Origin of the sequence: Halomonas sp. KM072 (assembly GCF_050710315.1) — a bacterium.
Taxonomy (GTDB): Bacteria; Pseudomonadota; Gammaproteobacteria; order Pseudomonadales; family Halomonadaceae; genus Vreelandella; species Vreelandella hamiltonii.
Genome location: NZ_CP136132.1, coordinates 1,055,998 through 1,075,899 on the forward strand (window position 1 = coordinate 1,055,998; position 19,902 = coordinate 1,075,899).

General features: G+C 58.6%; 37 protein-coding genes. 7 read left to right on the forward strand and 30 right to left on the reverse strand.

The window, feature by feature from the left end:
• Position 1: 1 nt before the first annotated feature.
• The 29 genes from RVM26_RS04840 to RVM26_RS04980 form a co-directional block, all read right to left on the reverse strand.
• Positions 2-721 (reverse strand): hypothetical protein, encoded by a 720-nt coding sequence (locus RVM26_RS04840; RefSeq protein WP_498941146.1) that lies wholly within the window; start codon positions 719-721, stop codon positions 2-4.
• 245 nt (positions 722-966) lie between these two features.
• Positions 967-2,160 carry a structural protein gene (locus tag RVM26_RS04845; RefSeq protein WP_498941148.1) on the reverse strand — a complete coding sequence of 398 codons (1,194 nt, stop codon included), beginning with the start codon at positions 2,158-2,160 and terminating at the stop codon, positions 967-969.
• Complete coding sequence (locus RVM26_RS04850) at positions 2,150-3,496, reverse strand: DUF4055 domain-containing protein (RefSeq protein WP_498941151.1); 1,347 nt, start codon at positions 3,494-3,496, stop codon at positions 2,150-2,152. Before RVM26_RS04850 ends, RVM26_RS04845 begins: the two co-directional genes overlap by 11 nt.
• A gap of 9 nt (positions 3,497-3,505) precedes the next feature.
• Complete coding sequence (locus tag RVM26_RS04855) at positions 3,506-4,759, reverse strand: terminase large subunit domain-containing protein (RefSeq protein ID WP_498941152.1); 1,254 nt, start codon at positions 4,757-4,759, stop codon at positions 3,506-3,508.
• Positions 4,746-5,297, reverse strand: coding sequence for a terminase small subunit (locus RVM26_RS04860; protein WP_498941155.1), 552 nt, complete (start codon positions 5,295-5,297; stop codon positions 4,746-4,748). The genes RVM26_RS04855 and RVM26_RS04860 overlap by 14 nt, the downstream gene beginning before the upstream one ends.
• Positions 5,297-5,686, reverse strand: coding sequence for a cysteine peptidase family C39 domain-containing protein (locus tag RVM26_RS04865; RefSeq protein ID WP_498941158.1), 390 nt, complete (start codon positions 5,684-5,686; stop codon positions 5,297-5,299). Before RVM26_RS04865 ends, RVM26_RS04860 begins: the two co-directional genes overlap by 1 nt.
• Positions 5,687-5,698: 12 nt before the next feature.
• Positions 5,699-5,965: a hypothetical protein gene (locus tag RVM26_RS04870; RefSeq protein ID WP_498941160.1), complete on the reverse strand. Its 267-nt coding sequence runs from the start codon at positions 5,963-5,965 to the stop codon at positions 5,699-5,701.
• Positions 5,966-6,265: 300 nt separating this feature from the next.
• On the reverse strand, positions 6,266-6,478 hold the full coding sequence (locus RVM26_RS04875; protein ID WP_498941162.1) for a hypothetical protein: 213 nt from the start codon (positions 6,476-6,478) through the stop codon (positions 6,266-6,268).
• Positions 6,479-6,630: 152 nt separating this feature from the next.
• Positions 6,631-6,921, reverse strand: coding sequence for a hypothetical protein (locus tag RVM26_RS04880; protein WP_498941164.1), 291 nt, complete (start codon positions 6,919-6,921; stop codon positions 6,631-6,633).
• Positions 6,914-7,147 carry a DUF7940 domain-containing protein gene (locus RVM26_RS04885; protein ID WP_498941166.1) on the reverse strand — a complete coding sequence of 78 codons (234 nt, stop codon included), beginning with the start codon at positions 7,145-7,147 and terminating at the stop codon, positions 6,914-6,916. The genes RVM26_RS04880 and RVM26_RS04885 overlap by 8 nt, the downstream gene beginning before the upstream one ends.
• Positions 7,144-7,452, reverse strand: coding sequence for a hypothetical protein (locus RVM26_RS04890; protein WP_498941168.1), 309 nt, complete (start codon positions 7,450-7,452; stop codon positions 7,144-7,146). The genes RVM26_RS04885 and RVM26_RS04890 overlap by 4 nt, the downstream gene beginning before the upstream one ends.
• Positions 7,449-7,781 carry a phage holin family protein gene (locus tag RVM26_RS04895; protein ID WP_498941170.1) on the reverse strand — a complete coding sequence of 111 codons (333 nt, stop codon included), beginning with the start codon at positions 7,779-7,781 and terminating at the stop codon, positions 7,449-7,451. Before RVM26_RS04895 ends, RVM26_RS04890 begins: the two co-directional genes overlap by 4 nt.
• Positions 7,782-7,825: 44 nt before the next feature.
• Entirely contained in the window at positions 7,826-8,431 is a 606-nt protein-coding gene (locus RVM26_RS04900; RefSeq protein WP_498941171.1) for a lysozyme family protein, read from the reverse strand.
• A 214-nt stretch (positions 8,432-8,645) separates the two neighbouring features.
• Positions 8,646-9,284 carry a hypothetical protein gene (locus RVM26_RS04905; protein WP_498941173.1) on the reverse strand — a complete coding sequence of 213 codons (639 nt, stop codon included), beginning with the start codon at positions 9,282-9,284 and terminating at the stop codon, positions 8,646-8,648.
• A complete protein-coding gene (locus RVM26_RS04910) occupies positions 9,281-9,478 on the reverse strand; it encodes a hypothetical protein (protein WP_498941175.1) in 198 nt (65 codons plus the stop codon). Before RVM26_RS04910 ends, RVM26_RS04905 begins: the two co-directional genes overlap by 4 nt.
• Positions 9,475-9,942, reverse strand: coding sequence for a RuvC family protein (locus RVM26_RS04915; protein WP_498941177.1), 468 nt, complete (start codon positions 9,940-9,942; stop codon positions 9,475-9,477). Before RVM26_RS04915 ends, RVM26_RS04910 begins: the two co-directional genes overlap by 4 nt.
• Before the next feature lie 2 nt (positions 9,943-9,944).
• Positions 9,945-10,148 (reverse strand): hypothetical protein, encoded by a 204-nt coding sequence (locus RVM26_RS04920; RefSeq protein WP_498941179.1) that lies wholly within the window; start codon positions 10,146-10,148, stop codon positions 9,945-9,947.
• On the reverse strand, positions 10,145-10,267 hold the full coding sequence (locus tag RVM26_RS04925; protein WP_498941181.1) for a hypothetical protein: 123 nt from the start codon (positions 10,265-10,267) through the stop codon (positions 10,145-10,147). The genes RVM26_RS04920 and RVM26_RS04925 overlap by 4 nt, the downstream gene beginning before the upstream one ends.
• Positions 10,264-10,674: a DUF968 domain-containing protein gene (locus RVM26_RS04930; RefSeq protein ID WP_498941183.1), complete on the reverse strand. Its 411-nt coding sequence runs from the start codon at positions 10,672-10,674 to the stop codon at positions 10,264-10,266. The genes RVM26_RS04925 and RVM26_RS04930 overlap by 4 nt, the downstream gene beginning before the upstream one ends.
• Positions 10,674-11,558 (reverse strand): adenine nucleotide alpha hydrolase family protein, encoded by an 885-nt coding sequence (locus RVM26_RS04935; RefSeq protein ID WP_498941185.1) that lies wholly within the window; start codon positions 11,556-11,558, stop codon positions 10,674-10,676. Before RVM26_RS04935 ends, RVM26_RS04930 begins: the two co-directional genes overlap by 1 nt.
• A complete protein-coding gene (locus RVM26_RS04940; RefSeq protein ID WP_498941187.1) occupies positions 11,555-12,013 on the reverse strand; it encodes a NinB/YbcN family protein in 459 nt (152 codons plus the stop codon). Before RVM26_RS04940 ends, RVM26_RS04935 begins: the two co-directional genes overlap by 4 nt.
• A complete protein-coding gene (locus RVM26_RS04945; RefSeq protein WP_498941189.1) occupies positions 12,006-12,311 on the reverse strand; it encodes a hypothetical protein in 306 nt (101 codons plus the stop codon). The genes RVM26_RS04940 and RVM26_RS04945 overlap by 8 nt, the downstream gene beginning before the upstream one ends.
• Positions 12,308-13,240, reverse strand: coding sequence for a DNA cytosine methyltransferase (locus RVM26_RS04950; RefSeq protein ID WP_498941191.1), 933 nt, complete (start codon positions 13,238-13,240; stop codon positions 12,308-12,310). Before RVM26_RS04950 ends, RVM26_RS04945 begins: the two co-directional genes overlap by 4 nt.
• Positions 13,237-13,440: a hypothetical protein gene (locus tag RVM26_RS04955; protein WP_498941192.1), complete on the reverse strand. Its 204-nt coding sequence runs from the start codon at positions 13,438-13,440 to the stop codon at positions 13,237-13,239. The genes RVM26_RS04950 and RVM26_RS04955 overlap by 4 nt, the downstream gene beginning before the upstream one ends.
• Positions 13,437-14,177, reverse strand: a complete 741-nt coding sequence (locus tag RVM26_RS04960) for a hypothetical protein (RefSeq protein ID WP_498941194.1) — start codon at positions 14,175-14,177, stop codon at positions 13,437-13,439. Before RVM26_RS04960 ends, RVM26_RS04955 begins: the two co-directional genes overlap by 4 nt.
• On the reverse strand, positions 14,177-15,118 hold the full coding sequence (locus RVM26_RS04965; RefSeq protein WP_498941195.1) for a helix-turn-helix domain-containing protein: 942 nt from the start codon (positions 15,116-15,118) through the stop codon (positions 14,177-14,179). Before RVM26_RS04965 ends, RVM26_RS04960 begins: the two co-directional genes overlap by 1 nt.
• Positions 15,115-15,825, reverse strand: a complete 711-nt coding sequence (locus RVM26_RS04970; RefSeq protein WP_498941197.1) for a phage antirepressor KilAC domain-containing protein — start codon at positions 15,823-15,825, stop codon at positions 15,115-15,117. Before RVM26_RS04970 ends, RVM26_RS04965 begins: the two co-directional genes overlap by 4 nt.
• A 56-nt stretch (positions 15,826-15,881) precedes the next feature.
• On the reverse strand, positions 15,882-16,346 hold the full coding sequence (locus RVM26_RS04975; protein WP_498941199.1) for a phage regulatory CII family protein: 465 nt from the start codon (positions 16,344-16,346) through the stop codon (positions 15,882-15,884).
• A gap of 64 nt (positions 16,347-16,410) precedes the next feature.
• Entirely contained in the window at positions 16,411-16,773 is a 363-nt protein-coding gene (locus tag RVM26_RS04980) for a transcriptional regulator (RefSeq protein ID WP_498941200.1), read from the reverse strand.
• On the opposite strand from RVM26_RS04980, the gene RVM26_RS04985 reads away from it, so the two are divergent.
• Positions 16,772-17,467 carry an XRE family transcriptional regulator gene (locus tag RVM26_RS04985; protein WP_498941202.1) on the forward strand — a complete coding sequence of 232 codons (696 nt, stop codon included), beginning with the start codon at positions 16,772-16,774 and terminating at the stop codon, positions 17,465-17,467. The two genes, RVM26_RS04980 and RVM26_RS04985, sit on opposite strands and share 2 nt — an antisense overlap.
• Before the next feature lie 505 nt (positions 17,468-17,972).
• Positions 17,973-18,149, forward strand: coding sequence for a hypothetical protein (locus tag RVM26_RS04990; RefSeq protein WP_498941204.1), 177 nt, complete (start codon positions 17,973-17,975; stop codon positions 18,147-18,149).
• Here the strand turns inward: RVM26_RS04990 and RVM26_RS04995 are convergent.
• A complete protein-coding gene (locus RVM26_RS04995; RefSeq protein ID WP_498941206.1) occupies positions 18,136-18,348 on the reverse strand; it encodes a hypothetical protein in 213 nt (70 codons plus the stop codon). The two genes, RVM26_RS04990 and RVM26_RS04995, sit on opposite strands and share 14 nt — an antisense overlap.
• A 461-nt stretch (positions 18,349-18,809) precedes the next feature.
• Between RVM26_RS04995 and RVM26_RS05000 the strand changes: the two genes are divergently transcribed.
• From RVM26_RS05000 to RVM26_RS05020, 5 genes are read left to right on the forward strand one after another with little or no spacing between them, the layout of a single operon-like run.
• Positions 18,810-19,151, forward strand: a complete 342-nt coding sequence (locus RVM26_RS05000; RefSeq protein ID WP_498941208.1) for a hypothetical protein — start codon at positions 18,810-18,812, stop codon at positions 19,149-19,151.
• The gene (locus RVM26_RS05005) at positions 19,138-19,296 is read left to right on the forward strand and encodes a hypothetical protein (RefSeq protein WP_498941210.1); all 159 of its coding nucleotides are present in this window, start codon (positions 19,138-19,140) and stop codon (positions 19,294-19,296) included. Before RVM26_RS05000 ends, RVM26_RS05005 begins: the two co-directional genes overlap by 14 nt.
• Positions 19,293-19,442: a hypothetical protein gene (locus RVM26_RS05010; RefSeq protein WP_498941212.1), complete on the forward strand. Its 150-nt coding sequence runs from the start codon at positions 19,293-19,295 to the stop codon at positions 19,440-19,442. The genes RVM26_RS05005 and RVM26_RS05010 overlap by 4 nt, the downstream gene beginning before the upstream one ends.
• Complete coding sequence (locus tag RVM26_RS05015) at positions 19,439-19,687, forward strand: DUF551 domain-containing protein (RefSeq protein ID WP_498941214.1); 249 nt, start codon at positions 19,439-19,441, stop codon at positions 19,685-19,687. The genes RVM26_RS05010 and RVM26_RS05015 overlap by 4 nt, the downstream gene beginning before the upstream one ends.
• The gene (locus RVM26_RS05020) at positions 19,668-19,901 is read left to right on the forward strand and encodes a hypothetical protein (protein ID WP_498941216.1); all 234 of its coding nucleotides are present in this window, start codon (positions 19,668-19,670) and stop codon (positions 19,899-19,901) included. Before RVM26_RS05015 ends, RVM26_RS05020 begins: the two co-directional genes overlap by 20 nt.
• The last annotated feature ends 1 nt before the right edge of the window (position 19,902 follow it).

Genomic DNA, 19,902 nt, shown 5'->3' on the forward strand with positions numbered 1-19,902 from the left:
CTCATTGCTTGCGTTTAAGGAGAGCCACCTTTTCAGCGGTGGTCTTGGCGTCCTTCCACGCCCTAGGCGCGTTGGAGCGACCACCCCCCGGCAGGTCCAGCCCCTCGGGCTGATGGAATAGATGGGGGGCAGCTTCTTTCAGCGATTCCACCCAAGCCTTTAGGGATAGAGGCTTGTCGTCGGCGTCTCGCTCGTTGGGGTCACGGGGCACAACCTGCCCTTCGTCGTTGACTTCGAACAGCGGTGAGGCGCGATTCACTGCGTCAGCCACCGCCTCGGCACGCATGCCCACGGCATCGGCTACGCGGTGCATCTCGTCGCTCATCACGCGGCCACGGAAGCGGTCAGCGAAGCTCTTGGCCTGCTCGGCTTCTAGCGTGGTTTCTTGCAGCTTGCGCTCGAACTCACTGCGCATACGCTCGGTGCGCTTGTCCAGCACCTCGTCAATCTTGCCATCGGCAATCAGGCGAGCCTCCTCGTTCTCGGCCAGTTGCGCCTCCAGCTTGCGGGCGCGCTCGGGGTCGATACCCTCGTACTTCTTGAGCTGGTCTTTCATCTTGCGCTGAGCGTCGAGCAGCTCATCACGCTTGGACTTGAGGCCGCCGACCTCTTTGTCGAGCGCCTCCTGGTGCTTGGCTGATAGCGCCTCCTTGAGGGCTGCCGCCTTGTCGTCGTCCAATTCCAGGCCGAGTTCTGCGAAGTCAATTTCAAACGGGGGCATGTCATGCTCCTAGAGCGGTTGGGTGGCCACCTAGCGGCCATACGAAAAAACCGCCACGTGGGCGGTTGATTGGATACTTGATTGGGCTACTCAATAGCGCCCAGCTTGATCTGTATGAGCATGCTGATCTCCCAGCCGGTCTTTGCCTGGATCAGGTCATGAGGCGTGGCAATACCCGCCCATCGTCGGAGCGAAGCGCGCCACCACTGGAGGAAATGAACATCGCAGGGTTCCATCCAGCCAGTTTAGCCGAATAGCTCAGCGAATGTCGCGGCGTCTCGCTGACGTAGCTGGTCAAGCGTTAGCTCGCCTTTGATTGGATCAACGAAGCGCTCGAGCGTATAGCCGCCATCGCGGTAGAGCCGGTATCGCTTGTCGCCCAGCCATTCTTTTTGAAACGCAGCATCCTGGCGACCGAACCAACCGGAGAACGTGGTGTTCGCTGACACCTGGCCCACCTCTAGCCCGACGTTCTCACGCTGCTTCTTGGTCATATCGCCGATGGAGCGATAATGCGGCCCGCGCGCCACGCGCTCGCCTGTCTCTGGGTCGATGCGGTAGCCGTTGCGCACCTTCATGGCCTTGACGTAAGGGCGCTGGCCCATCACATCACCGCCGAGAGACGGCGCGAGCTTGCAGCGACAGTTGATGTGTAAAGGGTCAACAGGGTGCGGCTTGTCGCGCTGGAAACGCTGGCCGTCCAGGGGGGCGCAGCGCTTGCAGGTGCGGGCCTCAAGTTGAGCCGTCCACACCAGCTCTGTCACGCCGAGGGCATCGTAGGTTTCCTCGTAGGCCACATGGCTGGCATGTGCCCTGGCGGTGCGAACGATGCGCTCTGCCTCGTTGCGCGTTGTCTGCAGCAGCCCATCCTTGAAACCTGCCGCTTTGGTGCCGCGCAGCGCCCGGACGATCTGCCCGTTGGCTTCACCCTCAGTGAACCCTTGGCGCAGCCGGTTGTATACCTGGCGGCGCGTGTTCTCGGGGATGCCTGCCAGCATGTCATCGACAAACTGACCCAATACCGGCTGCGTCATCACCGCCGTAGCAGCGGCGGCAGCCGGAGCGGCAGGCAGCGTGCCGTCTATCGCCTCAGCCAGCAGGTCGCGCATGTACCCCGCTTCCTGCGAAGCGAGCTGCTCGATCTCGTCAATGCTGAGCGTGCGGATGCGGTCGCCCAGCTTGTCCACCCATGCATCGAGCGCCTGCTTCAGCCCCTTGAGGCGACTAGTGTGATAGCGCCCCTGGGCGAACGCCTGTAATTCGGCAGGCGCCAGATTGTCGAGCCGGTCATTCAGTTCGCGGGCCAGTTCCGAGCCTGCCTCGTCGATGATGGTGTTAATCTTGTTGACGTGAGCCGTGCCGGTGCGGTGCAGGTAGGCCGTATGCTGGGCGATTGCCGCCACCAGCCTGCGCTGTGCCTCATCACGATCATTCGCCATCGCTCATTACCTGCCCATCCAGGCGTAGCGCCTCGTCTTTGTAATCACGATCCGGCACCTTGCCAGTGCGGATGTACTCCCAATAGCTCTCGTAGGAGATCACGCCAGCCAGGGCGGCGTTGAGCATCTGCGTGGCCATCTGGGCATTGATGTCGCCTGCCGAGAAGTCGGGTTTGACGCTGAACGTGTATTCACCGCGCTTGCCGACCAGGTCCATGGCGAAGGCGATGAATTGCTCCACGGCCTCGGCGGCAGTCATGGCAATGCTGTGCAGCGAGGCGTGCTGGTCGTCCTGGCGTGCGCGGCGAGCATCACCAGACTCGGCTTGCCGCCCCGCGTCGACCACGCGAGCACCTGCCTCCAGGGCGGCATTGCGCTGGTCGTGCATCGCCTGGCGGGTGGCCTCGATGCCGATGCCGGTGATTTCCAGATAGCCGAACTTGCCATCTGCCCCTGCCTGCCACAGCGTGCCGGGGCCGTGCAGCTTGAAGTCCACCTCCTGGTCAGACGATACCCATGCTTGCGGGTGCGCCGTCTTGTGCAGCGACTCGTAGTAGTCAGCACTGAGTTGGTACGCCTTGACGGCAGCCTGCGCCATGGTCAGTAGCGGCACTTCGTCCACGTCCGGCGCGTTGTCAGTCGAGCCAGCAAAGATGACCGGCAGGTAGCCGATAGGGCGGCCCATGGCGCGCGGCAGGACTTCCTCGATCAGCTCACCATTGGCATCCAGCAGGCGCTTGCGATAGCGCCCCTCGCTGAGATCCAGCACTCGATAGACTGTCTCGGTCTTGTGCTCAAACTCGTCTTCGCCTGGTTTGTCCCGCGCCTCCTCCAGCACGAGCAGCGACAGGTCTTGTCGGCCGGCCTGCTGCGTCTCCTTCCAGTTGATCGCGGACTCGGCAGGGTAGAGCGCGGCATAGGCGCGGCCATCGCTTGCCACGGAGGCGGCAATCACGACGCGCCCGGTGGTCAGTATCTCGCGCACGACGCGCAGATAGAGCTGTTGGATGCCAAAGCCGTCTGCTGTGGCCTCGGTGGCGAGGTACTCCATGCCGGAAGGCGCCTTGAACTCAGGCGTCAGGCGCGACACCAAGCCCATCATCGAGCGCAGCGCATCGGCGACCCAGCGCGGATACTCGGCGCGGTCTTTGTAGCTCTCATAGAGATAGGCCGCCTTGGAGCCCTGCTCGTTTTCGAGATGCTGCTGGCCGTCTGTCTTGGGTAGGTAGACGATTCCCTTGCCCTTGATGACGGATTCGCCTTCCAGGGCATCGCGCATCATCTGCCACTCGGGCAAATGCTTCTCGTAGTCGGGATGCAGCGTAGTGACGCCCATGTGCTTCTCCTAGCGGAATCCGGGGACGATGGTGGAGCCGGTGCGTGGTTTGTGTATGGGGAACATGCGATGAATGAAGTAGCCAGCAGCGTCCGGTGCGTGGTCGAGGCCCTGTGTTTTATCCGGCGCGCCATGCTTGTCGTATGCCTGCTGCTCAAGACATGACGTGTACTCAGGGCACCGTTTGACGTTGACCCGATAGCGGCGCTCGCCCTTGGCGTTGCTGAACGCCGAGCACATGGCCAGCACGCGATCACGCACGCTCGGGTTGGCATTGTCGACCTGTACCGAGAAGCCAGCTTGCCGGAGTAGCGCCAGGTCGTTGGTCGAGGCATCTACCGTCTTGCGCCCCTTGCCGGAAGCGTCCGGGTAGATCGTCAGCTTGTGATCGGAATAGCAGGCCTTGAGCAGGTCGATCATGGCAGGCGTGTCCAGCACGCCAGTCAGCTCCCCCACGGCAATCGGATCACCGTCGCGTATAACGTGGATCACAGCGCTCATGGCCTGGACGTTGAAGTCCATGCCCACGTGAAGATGCTCGCCGCGCTGCTCTACAGCATCGCTGTTATTCAACTCACGGCTAAATGTGTGGTAGACGGTGCCGCTGGTCAGGTTGACGAACTCACCCATGAGGTAGGCTTGCAGCAGGGCCTCCGGGTAAATCGCCCGAAGCGAGTCGATGTAGCCCTCGGGCAGATGCGTATTTGATTCCGTTGGCGCCTGGATGATCCGGTATCCAGGGCGCGGGTTTTGCTTCCACGTCTGGTAGACGAATCGGAATCCTTCGGGTGTCGTCGTGGTGCCGATTGTGTTTGGCTTGCCGTCCGGCTTCCGCTGACGATTACGCGACAGGATTCTTCGCCATACCTCGGCGGCATCCTTGGTCTTGAGCGTGTCCAGCTCGTCCACGTCAGCATCACCATGCTCATAACCGATAATCCGCTGCGGGGCATCCATCGACCTGAAAAAGATGTTGCTGTATCCCTCGATGCTGATGTAGTTCAACGGCGACTTGTAGAGCTTGTACGGTATATCCAGCCGCGTCAGCACCTCCTCAAAACGCGGGAAGGCGATCATGCGCACCAAGTCATAGGTGGGTTCGTAAAAGCCACGGTTGAGCTTTGGGTAGGCCAACTTTCCAATGATCGAGCGAAGCACTGCTGCCTCAGTTTTGCCCGCCCCAAACCCCGCCACCATTGCCGGAAACGGATCCTCTGCCGTGATGTAATCGAACTGCGGGCAAGAGGGCTCAATTTGAGGCATGCGGGTTCACTATCTCCACGTGGATTGGGCGGCTCTTGTCTCCAGCGCCGGTGTCGGCAAACATTCCCAGATGCCGGGCAATCTTCTCCAGCGCGCTGTTTTTGTCCCACAGCTTGATCTTGTGAACATGCTCAACCCCAGGGCGGCCTTCATCGTCGTATTCGCCCGACGGCCTGACAACGACCTCTACGGCAGATACTGCCGCGCCCAAGGCGTCCGACCACTCTTCCGGTCGGCGTAGGTTGCCGGTATTTGTGAATACTTCGCGAAGGTCAGCAAAACCAATTCGGGCCAGCTCTTGCAGCACGCGGTCCTGCGTGATTTCTGTCCGCTGCTCACGCTTTTTCATCCGCTCCTGAATTGCCGCCTGAATGCTAACGTTTGCTAACAGACGAGCAGCCGTTGCATTTGCTCCTTTTGCGCTATACCCAGCACGAATTGCCGCCTGGGTAGCATTAAGGTCAATCAGGTACTCATCAACAAACCGAGACTGCCGTGCTGTCAGCGCGACAGCCTCTTTGGCAGTCTTCTTGCTCATTAAATTATCTCCAGCCCATCACCCCATGCTTTCCATGCGTAATGGTCTTTGTGGTAGATGCCCACTGTAGGGCAGTAAATCCAGTTTCCGAGCAATACAACCCAATGCGAGTAATTGGCTCGAGGCTCAGGCCTAATGCGGCGGATGCCGTTTGTAGTCCTTCCGCGCTTGAGCGTGTAGCCAAGATGAGCAGCAACCTTTAAGAGGTCGGTGTATGTCGAGCCATTCGGTTCGCGATTTAGGCTAGCTCGCCATGCGTTGGCAACTTCCTCATAACTAAGACCAAGCAGAATGGCGAGGGCGGCGCAGCCACAGTCGTTTTCAGTACGCTGCCGCACCCAGTGAGACTGCGGGATGTTTTCTGTATCCGGGGCAGTCTTCTTGGACATGTGGTTACCTATTCAGTCAGCTAAGGAGTAGCCATCATCGAACGCCTTGGTGGGCGACCATGATGTAAAGCCGTCTTCGTACTCCACGTAGACGCCGGGATCTTCTTCGGAGCCTTGGAATCGATCAGCCCAACCGACTCGGGTGCGGAACGGCGCATAACCATCATCCTTCGGCGCAATCGTGGCAGAGCCGTCCTTATGGATCTCTACGCCAGCGATACGTAGCGCCCAGACCTGCTTATGGCTCTGGTACTTGGGCATTCTCATTTGAGGTTCCATGATCACTCCTGCTTCTGCGCTCGCTCGATGCGAGCCTCTAGCTCTAGGACGTATCGAATCAAATCGCCCTTTGAGTACGCCTTCAACGCCTTCTTGCGCGTCACTGGCTCCAGCTCTTGCGTAGTCCAATCAGCTGGCGGCGGGTAGTCGCGCGGCATTTCCATGTCGTTACCTCTCATTAATACACATTAGAGAGCGCCCCTTAAGGACGCTCTTTGATGCGCATCTACGTCTCTCGACGTGGTGACGGGTAGCGTAGCCCGCCTCGCAGATGGACCACCTCCTACCTCTCGGCATGAGTTAATCATCATCAATCAGCAGCCGTGTCGCGCTGTCCTGAACAATCAGGGCGGCAACGGCCATTGTCTCGGCTGTCGTGTCATCGCCGTAGTAGCAAATGACCTCGCCATCCCTGGTCTTGCCTATCACCACGCACTCCACTAAGTCGGCATTGACCGCATCTTGGAGCGTCTTGTCTGCACTGTTTCGGTGGAGCTTAGAGACCTTCGCCATCACACAGCTCCTGCAAAATGGCGCGCATATCCAGCGCCCAGTCAGTGATTCGTTTCTCGCGTTCAGCCAGGGCCCAATATGTCGAGCCATCCAGCGTACTGAGCTGGCTGGCTTGTATCTCGGGCAGGCTGGCCAGGGTGGGGATGCTGCAGCTAGTCGGCGTCGGGGCCGGAGGAGTGTTGGCGCAGCCGAGGATCCCCGAACACAGCAGGCCGAGTGCCAGCGCTTTGATGTTGATCGTTTTCACGCTGTGCATGTTGAGCTTCCTCTCTGGCCTTCTCTCGATTGGCGGTGATACGCTGCTCTTGCTCGCGGCGGGCGCGCTCTTGGCGGGCTGCTTGGGCGTTATCGTCGGCCTGTTTGCGGGCGCTGTTCCGCTGCTTGAGCAGCACGCCCAGCGCGCCGACCAGTAATGCAATGACTCCGGCGATGATCTCAAACATTGGGCTTCCTCCGCTGTCGCTCTTGCTCGACTGGCTGCTGGGGGATCAGGCGAGCCACCACACCAGCGACAGCCACCGCGGATGCCAACGCGGCATAGACCCACTCAGGGATGACACCCTCCCAATGCGGAAGCACGGGCTGCAGGCCGTAGAGCAGGGCGGCGATGACGCCCAGGCGCACCGACCACATGCAGTGGGCCTTTCGCCATTCGGGGATCAGGTTCATTGATACTTCTCCCAGTTGATGGCGGGCTGCCCGTCAGAGATCAGGCACGAATTAAGACGCCCTTGTACGCTCAGGACATGATGAAACATGGTCGCGTTTTCATCTTCTAGCTGCGTGAGGCGTTCGGCCTGCTGATCAATTACAGCAGTTGCTCGAGCGAGCTGTGCCCGAGACTCGACGGTTTGACTAATAACGATAGCGAGTAGGGCGACAGCTACCACAAACGCAACAGTCGATGCCCACGCCTGACGCTGGTAGTAACGCACCTTGCGACGAAGGGCGGTGAACTCTTCTTTGGTTGTCATTTGCCACCTCGATTATTCAAGATGTGGCGCGCCATTGCCTCAATCGCCGGGCGAAAGAAACGCACTCCCAGGAACCCAGTCACCACGCCGATAAAAATGGCCCAATCGTCAGCAATGCCCATGGTGACCATGATCGGTCTGGACGCCATGACGAAAACGCCGCATATCACCGCCTCTGCTACGTCCTTGCGGCTCAATTTTACTCGGTCGAGATACGCCCGAAGCAGCGCCATGAAGATCGCGACCACCCCGGCCACCAGCCAGGGGGCATTGACCTGCAGCCACAGGGCTAGCTCCCACGTCTTGTGGTCGTGAGGATCTGGGGGCATACGGCGCACTCTCTGCATGGTGGCTCACCTCTGCGAGCGCGGGGTTACGATTCGGTGTAGAAAACCTCTCGGGCATTGCCCGGGGAGTACCCTTCGAGATAGACGGAACGGACACGGCCAGCCGCTTCCGCTTTTGTGATCTTGCCGTCCTGGTTGGCGTCGAGTCCGCGATTCTGCGTATAGGCCCGTGTGCCATCGTTGAATAGCACCGTGCCGAGCGGGGCGCTGATGTACTTGGGCATCAGGATGGCCATGTACATATCTTCCAGCGTCTTCACGCGGCGATGCCAGCCGTACTTGGTGAAGTAGGCGTAAACGTATTCGAGCTGATCGACGGCAGTCATCCGGGCGAGGGCGTCGGTCGTGGTACCGAGGTCGCGGGCCGTGGCGGGCATGAACTGAATCAAGCCTGTTGCACCGCTGCCAGCTGCGTTGCGAATATCCGGACGGAACGTGCGACCGGTCTCAAACGCCATGCACCCCATCAGCTCGTCTGCGAGGTCAGGCCCCCAGTCCATGCGTTCGCAAATCTCGAACAACTTGTCGATGAACGCATCATCGACTCGGGCACCCCACGGCAGCATGAACGGCTGAGGGGTGTATGTGGCCTTGCCCACCTGGGGCACGTGGCGCAGGAAGGCAAAAGCCATAGGAACCTCGGAATAAAAAAGCCGCCAAGGGGAGGGCGGCAAAGACCGTAAACGGCCTAGGTAGGGAACTGAAACGAAAAAGCCCGCACGGTGGCGGGCTAGATCGGAAAGCAAAAAGCCCCGCACGATGGCGAGGCTTTGAATTAGGTGCTGATTAAGCGTAGCTGTCACAGCTTGGGAAATAATAGCTCCGTATTGCCCAGGGTGCAATCTTTCATGAGGCTTTTTGCATTCTGCGCTGAATGCCAAGCAGCGCTTCTATCTCAATCTGGCCCGCATCATCCAGCTCAAACGCTACGTTTTGGAGTAACTGCCAGGGCTTGGCCCACTGTTCGCCCCAGTGCTTGAGGTCAAGCGCCTGACCATGTTTTCCGCGCAGCCATTTGCCGATCTTCCAAGGCTCATCCAGCGTTCGGCCTTCCTCGCGTTGCTTGTGATCGAGCTTTTCCGGCACGTCATGCAGAATTACCCAGCAGCGCTCCATGGCCGCCAAGGCTACCCAGTAGAGCATTCGCTGACGCGCGGGCGACCACTTCGGGAATCCAGGCAGGTGCTTGGCGGCGATCTGCGAAACGGAGAGGGCGGCCATGGTGGCCGCTTTCTGCATGCTTGATGTGCTGAGCGTGCCCCGGCAGTTCAGAAAGTCACCGACCGACTGGCGTGGCACGTCCATTGCCTGAATGGCCCCGTGCACTGCCGCGTACTCGGCATTAGCGCCTGACCCTACGCCACCCTTGGCCGAGCAATCGACCATCACGCCAAGCTCGGCCATCTCCATAGTGATAGCACCCTGGCTGCGGAGTCCGTCATCGCGTGCCAGCACCCATGCTAGTCGTGCGTCGTTGGTAATCATGCTGCCCCCTGTGCTTTATGCTTTTCCGCTATCCGCCGTGCCTTGTTGCCGTCCGGCGCTTCGCCGATCTCGTCAGTGCCGTGATAGACCAGGAATAGGTCAACGCCGCCGCATGTGAACTTGCTGATTCGATATGCACCGCAATCGCTGACTATGCACCTGTCGTTGTTGTGGGTTTTCTGCTTCCACTTCACGCCGCCCCCTTAGCCATCAACTGGCGACCGTACTCCGCAATGCACACTGCATCAGCAATACCATCGTGCGGAACGCGCTTCTTGCCCGGAGTGAGGTCTACACCCGGGTAGGCGCGGCGAACGAATGACACGGCAGCGTCCTTGTCCTTGGTGGTGCCAGCCAGCACCACTTTTTTCCACGCCTGGGGCGTCACCAGCCGATAGGGGATGCCTAGCGCCTCACATACCCCGATCACCAGCCCGTAGCCCATGCCGAACTTGAACGTGCTGGATACGCCTTGCTTTGGCATGGCGTGAACTTTTTCGATGATGACGACCGACGGGCATAACTCGCGAAGCATTTCAGCCACGCCATGGCCGTCGATCTCTTTACCGGTTAAGGGCATGGGGCAACCACCGGCACCGCCGCTTGGTGCGATGTAGCTAATGCCGCCGCTTTGTCCAGGGTCTATGCCGATAATCATAGTTAGTCGCCCTCCGCTTCGTGGTGTCCGTTGGCGATCAGCTCGTCACATAGAACAAGCGCAGCCTTTTGAGTCTCTTCCTTCGCGTCCTGCCAAGCGTAAAAATCACCCTGCGCCTCGCTTATCTGAAAGCGCTCCATTGCAACACGCTCTGCATGCCGTGCCTTCGCCAGCCGCTGCCCGGCCTTGCTACTAATCGTGATCACTGCTCGTCCTCCATCGGCTCGCCCTGGTCATCCAGGTCTTTGAAAATGAACGCCGTGAACGCGATCAACAGCAGGGCGCCGATCAACAGCAGGGCGGGGATGGTCCATAGGGCGGTCATACAGCCTCCTTGGCTTCGATAAAGGCGAGGGCGTGCAATAGCTGCTCAGCATCGGCGCCGGTGAATTGCGACAGGCCAGCGCGCAGCGTTTGACGCAGCCAGTCAGGCTGCATGCGCTGAAGATCGGGCGAGGCGTGGACCTCGTTATGACATGATCGGCACAAAGGCATGGCGAAGCTGTCCGGCGCGGTCAGCCCCTGGCCAGACAGCCCCCAATGCAGGCCGATGACGTGGTGCGGGTCGCGACCTGGACCCTGGCAGTTGCAGCACGGCAGCGAGCGGACAAACGCGAGGTATGGCTCGCTACGCCATCGCTTGTCGGTGCTCTTCTTGCGCGCTGTCTTCCGCTTAATTGGCTTGCGGACCATGGGCGTCTTGGCGCGCAGGGGAGTTTTTCGCTTAAGCATCACGCGGCCTCCTCGAAGTTGATCTCGCACGACTGAGAGCAGCCATTAGACGCATCAAGATCAAAGCCAAAATCGAGCTGATCTTCGTATATCCGCGCATCATCTACCGCAGGTGCAAAACCTCCCTTGGAAGCCATCTCCCGCAGGTCTTGTGTGCTCATGTGCTGACGAAAGAACACGCGATCCTCATGCCCTGGGGGGTGAACATGACCATAAAGTTTTTCCATCCGGTCGTTAAAATCGAAGCGTTCTGGATTCTCCTGCATAATCGTTAGCAGCTTGCGCATGCTCTTTTTCCAACACGTAGCGCAATTGCCTTCGTAGCCTTTGAGTTGGAGCCGAAAGCTTTGCTCTGACCAATAGCGGTTAACCCTTGGTTTGGTCATCTCGACATCAGTGACCAGCGGGTAGAGGAAGCGCTTGCCGGTTGCCTTTTGATCAATCCGGTCGATTTCGTCTGCACGGATGCCGATAGCGGTGTCGTAGCTACCTGATTCCCAGCCAATAGAGCGCAGGTATTTAGTCATAGGCCGCGTCTTTAGCTCTCGCGTGCAATGCAGCCAGTCAGGGTTGGGGATGCCGTAGGCCTGGATGATGCTCTCGAACGGCTCGCCTTTGCGGCTTGCGGTAGCGTGATCAACGACGCGAAAGCCGCCTTCCTCGCGCTTTTCCGGATCAATATCGGCTTCCAGCCAAACGACATTCAGTCCAAACGCCTCATCGCAGCGCTGGACGAAACGAAGCGTTTCCTCATTCTCTTGCCCAGTATTCGCAAACAAGCATGCTATTTCGTCGTATTCATGCGCTTTATTGGCAAGCAGCCACTGAGCCATGAATCCGCTGGTTTCGCCCCCGCTGAACGAAATAAACAAACGTCTGCTCATACCACCGCCTCCCGATACTCGTCATATATGGCCAGCGCAGGCTCCGACCACTGGACGCCGTGCTGGCTGCCGAAGGCATAGATCAGCTCAATGAGCTGGGCGAACTCAGCCTTGCGCATCTTGCTTGTGCGCTTGCCCAGCATGACGAAGCCGCCGTTGATGCCGGGGGCCACGCGCTGCTCGCTATCGAGGCCAGCGGTGAGGATGTCTTTCCAGTCTTCTGGCGGCAGATAGCCCATGGCGCCGTTGATGGGCCACTGCACTTGGCGGGATACGTCGGTCAGCATCGGCCAGAGCTTGCGGTTTTGATCGAGCGTGCGCTTGCCGTCCTGATGACGAAGCGATACCTCCACCGGTGCGCGCTCGATGCCTCGCCCGATGGCGCTGGAAATGCGGGCCAAAGTGCCCTGCATGTCTTCGAAGGTGCGGATGGTGTACGTAAGCGCCTTACCCATGCTCCACCTCCTGTTCAGCCATTGCCCGCAGCGCGCCTTGTACGGCGCCACGGCTACAGCCCATGGTTGCGGCGATGCCGTCGAGGCTCGCGCCCTTGGCCCGCAGCTCTGTAATGCGGCCCCAATCCAGGCGACGGCGGGCAGGGCGGGCCAGCCCCAGGTAGTGCGCCTTTTGATAGACGCGGCTCGGCTTGACGCCCAGCTTTTGGGCGATCAGCTTGGGCCGCCATTTGGGGTCCGGGTAGGTCTCGGTCAAAAAGTCGAGGTCAGCGCGGGACCATGTTTCTACGAAGGTCATGCCGTACCTCCCATAAGCGCAGTTAGCCGAGAGCCAATCCAAGCCATGCAGGGAACAGCCATCGAGTTTCCAATCGCTTTATAGCGCGGGCCATCGGCGGCAGGTTTATTGCGGTAGGTGACTGCTGTATGACCTGGCTGAAAACCTTGGCGCCTTTCCTCTTCGGAAGGCATAAGGCGTCTTACTCGGCCATCTTTTTCAGCAATAGCGATGCCTCGGCAGTTGTTAATACCCGCCGTTCTTGTAGTGAGTGAAGTGTACCCCCGCGCTTTTTTAACAATTCCTTCAAGGTCGTTGCTTTGGCTCGCGGGCTCAAAAAGTACCGCTGCGGGATCGAAGTCTGCTCTAGCACTTGCGACAACGAACACACGGCGGCGTCGTTGGGCCACTCCGAAATATTGGGCGTCAAGAACCCGCCATGCGACTGCTCTTTGGGGTCCATACACACAACCAGCGTTCGTCCATTTCTTCCCTGAAGGCTGCAATTCGCAGTCTTCCCCAGCGAGCGCGCCAAGAAAACATCCGAAGGCGTTTTGCTTGTCGCTGAGGACGCCTGGGACGTTTTCCCAGACGATGACGGTTTCGGGGTTTCCGGCTCGAATTCGAACAGTGTCGATTGCATTGGCTAGCTCCACGTATTTCATTGTTAGCTGGCCACGCTCATCGGCCATACCTTCCCGCATCCCCGCTACGCTGAACGCTTGGCAGGGTGTACCGCCTACCAGCACGTCAGGTGCCTCAATTTCGCCCAGCAAGACACGGCGACCGATCTTGGTCATATCGCCCAGGTTCTTAACGTCCGGCCAGTGGTGAGCCAGTACCGCGCTAGGGAAGGCTTCAATTTCAGAGAACCATGCTGGCTTCATGCCTAACGGCTCCCAGGCTACTGATGCGGCTTCGATGCCGCTGCAAACGCTGCCGTATCTCATACCGCACCTCCAATCCAGGCCGTGAAGCGATCCATAAACCCAGGCTTAGCCATCTGCACTAGGTCGCTTGCCGTGTAGTAACGCTCGCCGCGTGAGGTGGTGCAGGGAACGGTGCCGCTTTCTAGCGCTTCATGCGGAACGATGCCCTGGTTGCGCAGCCATTTGAGCTGGTCGGGGGTGTAGTTGATAGAGGGGCTCATGCGACACCTCGCTGACGATCATCGGCCTGCTGCAGCAACTCCTGGCGGCGAATCTCCAGCTGGCGGCGGCGCTCCTCTTCGGCATCAGCCTTGGTTTGTCCGTCATCGTTCAGCATTTCCCGAAGCTGGCGGATATTGGCGTTTACCTTCGCTTTTTCTTCCTCGCTAGCGCCCTTGTCTGCTTCTTTGAAGCCATGCGGCGCGGGCAGTAGGCGCTCTACTTTCGGCGCTTCTAAGCGCCCCATCTTGACCGCCTCGCTGATAGCGTCCTGGCGGCGCTCAGGCGAGTAGCCTAGCGATACCGTCCACTTTGGCTTGCGACCCTCAGCCTTGGCTTGTGCAATCTCGCGCTCATACGCGCCAATGAACGCCATGCGAGCGCCTACCTTGTCGCCTAAATCCAGCACTGGTCGTGCAACGCCCATAGCAGCGGCCACTTCCTCAGTCCAGACGATGGTATCCATATCGTCTTCCCCGCTCAGGGCAAGCGCCCAGGCTTCATTGGGTGATAAAAACTCGTTAGCACTTGGCATCCGCTCAAGGATGGCGGCCAGGGTTATGCGGCCTGTCAGTTCAGAACGGCAGCGCGATAGAGCTTGCTCAATCTCTGTGCGCTGGTGTTCGCGCAGATCACGAATCATCAGCGTTGCAGCGGCTGGCTTGATCTCGCTACCCAGCACTTCGGCGGTGGCGTAGAGCTGTTCTAGCAGGGCTTCGGCATCGTGTTTGCTTAGCATCAGTCGTCTCCCCAGCCAGACGCCAGTAGGCGCTTAGCTTCGTCAACGTTGCTCAAGTTGGATTGCGTCGAATCCATCTGGCGGGCGCGGGTCTGCGTCATCTGGCTGCCGGTCTGCATTTGCATGGCGATGGTTTCGCAATCGTTGAGCAGCGCGCCCACGGGATGCCCCTTGGTCACGTAGAACTGCGAGTTCATGCTCAGGTAGTACGCGGCCACGCCGGGGGCGAGGCCTGCACCCACACGGTCCACCAGTTGGCTGAGCTGACCGGCGACCTTGGCATTCCAGATCGGCCACACGCTGTAGCGGCGGCGGTAGGTCACCGCGTAGTTCGCCCAGGGCTTGAAGGTTTTGCAGCCCTGATCCTTGGGGCCGGGCATGTCGGCAGGGATGGCGACGCGGGGCTCGTCACGCTGAGGCGAATCCTCGACCACCTCGCCGATCAGGTCGCGATCGGCGGGCGAAGCCCCCGGCGCAACTGGTTCACTGGATGGTTCAGTGGATGGTTCAAAGGACGGTTCGGGTGACACTGTGTCACCCCGTTCATGCACAGATGTCACCCCGTTAATGTCAGAATGACACCCCGTTGCTGCACCAGTGTCACCCCGTTGCTTACGGGATGACTTCCTGTCACCCCGCTTTTGAGGGAGGTCAGACATGATGATGTCGTAGACCACGGGGCGCTGATCGGCACGCTCGATATGAGCGGCAGCGATGGCTTGGTTGCCCATCTTGATGACGCCTGCCGACAGCAGATCGTTGATCTTGCGCGTGACTGTACGCCCCGTCAGGCCGGTGTATTCAGCCAGGGTGGCATTCGACGGGAAAGCGTGACGACCGTGCTTGTCGGCGTGGTTGGCCAGGCCCACGAGCACGAATCGAGCGCCGGAGTCGGTGACGATTTGCTGGTTCATCGCCCAGCTCATTGCTTCTACACTCATGCCGCCACCTCTTTAGACTGGCCATTCCAAAGGCTGTCAAGCCAGTTAATCCCCTTGGGCGTGAATTTAGCGGTGTTAAAGGCGTGCTCGTTTTCAGCCACACCGGTCTTAACCACAAAGCGGCCAGCGTCGATATGGTTCTGGTAGGGCATCCACTCGCCGGAAAGGCGGTACATGATCTTGTGGTCACTCAGGAAGGCGCGCAGCTCGCGCTCGTTGGCCTTGAGCAACTTGGCGACTTGGCGGAAGCCCTTATTGCCGCTATCGGCGCTAACGTAGCGATCAACGAACTCCACGGCGGGCTTGGCGGCTTCGATCTGAGCCTGCTGCTGTTCGATCTGCTCGGCTTGGTCGGCAGCGAGGCGGAGAGCTTCGGCCATTGACTGCGGCACTTGGAATGCAGGTTTTGCGGCACCGGTTTCTAAATCAAACCAGCGCTTGATAACGGCAGCGCGGCGCTTAACGTCATAGCCGGTCACCAGAACTTCGGTGTGGTAGCGATCAAGCAGGAACTCAGCGGTGTAACCACGCGGGTCTTTTACGTCGACCACATGACGCAAATCTGCGTCATCCCCAATCTGCTCAATCATCGTGCGAATGTCGCGGATAACATCGCCATGGCGCTTACCAGTCAGCTCCGCAATTTCGCGGCTGCTCATCGTGGGCTTGCTGTTTTGCTCGGTTGCGTTTACAGTTAGTTCATTCATTTTGTGAATCTCCAGTGAATGGCCCACAGGCTCCCCAGCTTCCGTGGGCTTTTTCATTACTTGACCGCCGCTAGGGTGGTCGTCCCGTTTTTGTGCATCGCCTCGATGCGGCTCATGACCGTGTTTGCCTTTACGGCCACCTCCTTCCGGTAGTTGCGGATTTCGGCCAGCTCCTTGTCACAGATCACACCGTCTGCCTTGGCGGTGCGGATCTTTGCCACAAAGCCAGCAATGACCTCGTGCTGGTCCATCAGCAATTCCTTGATTTCTTCCTCGATGTCGCTGAATTCTTGAGCGACAGGCGTGGCCACCATGCCCATCTCGTCCAGCAGCGCTTCCACCAAGCGCGGGTCTTTGGTGAATCGCGCCATCTGCCAGAACTTGCGCAACGAGATCGGGCGGTCGTTGTTCGGGTTGAGCTGATTCAGCAGGCCGTTGTAGGAGCAGCCCAGGTCATCAGCGAGGCGTTTGTGGCCGTAGTCCTCTGCCACCGCCTGAATCATTGCTGTCAATTTATCCATGTATGAAACTCGCTCTTTCTGGAACCTACCCAGGCTTTGCCGGGGCGCTAAGATAGGGGTGTGGTTAGGCGACTGATCGCTCGGCGAAAATGTCGGGCCGAAGATCCACGGCAGAGACGGCTCCAGAGCAAGCAGCCACGACAGACTGGACGCGGGCAGCAGGAACCTTGCCGGAGTCACACCATTGCTGAACGGCTTGCTGGCTTACGCCACAGGCTTTCGCCAAGGCGCTTTGGCTGCCGACTTGCTTTAATGCCTTTTCCAAGGCCTTTTTGGGCTTCATTGGCTTTACTCCAAGAATTTCTTGTAGAAAGGATAAACCCATGACAAGCACTTTACAAGCCGATCTTGTTTGCTCGCACACAAGCGATGCTTGTACGCTTCTAGAGGCGTACATCACTCCAAGAAGCACCTTGAGAAAGCCCATGGAATTTCACGAAAGACTTAGGAAGGCGCGAGAACGACGCGGCTTGACGCAGACGCAGCTCGGCGAAAAGATGGGCGTGTCACCTCAATCGGTTCAGCAGTGGGAATCTGGCGGCACTATGCCAAGACACAAGCGTGTCACCGATCTCGCTGAATGCCTCGGCGTCCGCTCTCAATGGCTAATGCTTGAGCAGGGGGAGATGTTGGAGGTTGCTGGCAGCGACGCCGTTCTTCATCCGACAGAGCTATATGAGGATGAAGCCCCACTGGCTACTGGAGAAATTGAGATTCCGTTTTTCCGAGAAGTGGAAATGGCTGCGGGGAACGGCAGGACGCAGGTAGTAGAGAATCATGGTCACAGCATGCGATTCAGCTTGCAGCGCCTAGCCAAGGCAAATGTGCAGCCCCAAAATGCGGCTTGCGCCACTATATCGGGCAATTCCATGGAGCCCGTCATCATGGATGGTTCTCCGATCGGTATTGATAAGGGATGCCGCCATATCATTGATGGCCGGATTTATGCTCTCGACCATGACGGAATGCTTCGGATCAAGAAGCTATATCGCTTGCCTCTCAATAGGATGCGCGTTGTTAGCGAAAACGACCTGGAGTTTCCCGAAGAGGTCTATTCCATGGATGACCCTGAAGCGCCAAGGATTATTGGCCGAGTCTTTTGGTGGGAAACCTTCGCCTAACCAGCCTTTCTTGTAATAACCGCCTTTTCTTGGCGGTTTTTTTTCGTCTGAAATTCATAGCCTTACAATCAAATCTTGTTTTATTGCTGGATTTGCTTGTTTTCACGCTTGCAATTACAAGTTTGTCTTGTATAGTTTGAGTCATGGCAGCGGCACTGACGCACAGCGAAACAGACAGCCCGGCCAGCGCTCTTTACATAATCTGCGATCCCCCGGTGCTTGGGCCAATGCATCCACCTACAGGCTAGGTGATTCCAGCGATACCCAAGCGGGGCGGCCCCTAACAGACGTGGGGAAGCGGTTGGCAACCGGGCGTAGCGAGCCCACGTTGGATAAAGACCACGCCGGGGTCAGTACCGGCTTAGCCCATTCGCAAGAGTGGGCATTCGGGAGCGCTCTAGCTCAGTGCGGGCATAGCGATTGAATCGCCGCTGCTAGCGCGGCGTGAAGTAGTCGGGTGATCGGCAGCACACAGGGCGCTCCACGAATTACACAGGAGGGCGTTATGAGCACGAAATCAAGAATATCGGTAGCAGTAGATGAGTCGGTAGCGGTATTCGCCACCAAAGAATCCATAGCGAAGCGGATTGATGAGCTGGCCAGTACGGCAGATCAGATCAGTAGCGATGATTTGCACGAGCTGGCCAACAGGGTGAGAAGCGAGCCGGTTATTGTTTCCTGAATCCCTTGCCGCTAGTGCCAAAGCCGCCAAGAAGGCTGTCACCAAGCTCTTTGGCGGCCGCATCTAAGTGATCAAGGCACGCTCGCTTGGTACCCATTTCCGATTGGCAGGCAGTGCAGGTTACCTGTTCGTCGTCATGATCGGGAATGTTGAACTCAGTATTTCCGCAGTCTGGGCAGCGCGCCGAGATTGTTGTCATCGTTTTTAGCTCCTGGTGTGTGGAAACTTCAGGATAGCTAAGACGCGGGAACTGCGACAGTGCCACTTAATGCCTGCCGCCTGGGCTGAGAATACAGGCGGCATCGGAATACTGCTTGCCCGCTACCAGGGAGGCGGCGGGAAGGCCCAGGCAGTATTTCGATGCAGTGAACGCCCATAGCTGGTGGGCTAAGCGGGTGAAGAGAGCCGATTAATACCGATTGGGACGCCTTTCGGATTACCCGTTAACTGGCTCGACCGGGATCAGCTCCGGCCACTGCATCACTCTCTGCACTTGCCCGGCACCCCGCCGGGCCTTTTTGGCAACTCACAAGAAATCCTTACCAGTTGGAATGCAGCTGCATCGGCTGCATTCCCGCGCTGCCTGGCACCCCATCCACAGTTGGCACTGCGATAGGTGCAGAGTCGCAGGCGGCGCGCCCAATTCTGAGAGAGGTGTTTATGAAAAATCTTGATACTCCAGATTCGCCATGCGAAGGCGGCGGTTTTTCAACTTGCGGTGATCGCGAGTTCCATTACGAAGGCATGACCAAGCGTGAACGCGCCTGCATTGACCTGCGCATACCCGAAAGCGGCGATGAAGAGCTTGATGCTCTGATTCGTAAGGCGCGACGGCAAGAGCTGGCGGCCAAGGCGATGCAGGGCTATCTGTCCATTCTTGCATGGTCAGACGGAGAGGGAGGTGGCTGCGCCTCGCCAGACGACCGAGAGGTTGGGCGCGAAAGCGCTTCGTACGCAGACGGTTTGATAGCCGAGTTGGAGCGCACCAATGACCAGCACTGAAACTGCCCGCCGCCACAACGACCCCGACACGTTTCACGCTAATGAGTGCGCGGCATCGCGTCTCTACGGCGCACGGATACGGGCAGACCACATGCGCGCCGAGATCGAGGACGCCAAGCGCCTCAAGGAGGTATGGGAGCTATGACCACACGCTACCTGATCCGCGAGAAGCGCGGAGACATCATCACGCCACGCCCTGACCTGGGCGTTTTTTTTGGCCTGCGTTTGGCCCGCACCACGGCCAAGCGCCTTGGCTACCCGCCCCAGTTAATCAAGAAGGTGACCCGATGAAGTGGAATAAAGCGAGCGAATCAACGCCTAACCAGGGCGAGCGCGTACTGCTGGCGATCGCTTACGAAGAATGCCCGGTAGTTGGTTACTGGGGCGAAGGTGAATACGAAGCCTGCACCGTCAATATGGATGTTGACTGCTGTGCATTCTGTTACGGCGGCATGGTTGATCGAGCTTTTAAAAGCAGTGACGTGACCCACTGGATGCAAATACCGGAGGTTCCCAATGAACAAGAAAACGCTTAGCGCAATCGCGCTGATGGTGCTCGGCCTGAGCATGGTGCTAGCCGCTAATTTAGATGCCGCTGACGAGCAAAGCCTGCACCTGCGCTACTGCAACGAGGTTGTGACGTGGGAGGTGGAGGCCGTGCAAGGCATACCGCCAGAGCATCGCACCGGCCATCCCGACTATCGCGGCATTGCTGCTGAGGCGTGCCCTGGTCTGCGGCCTGCACCGTAAG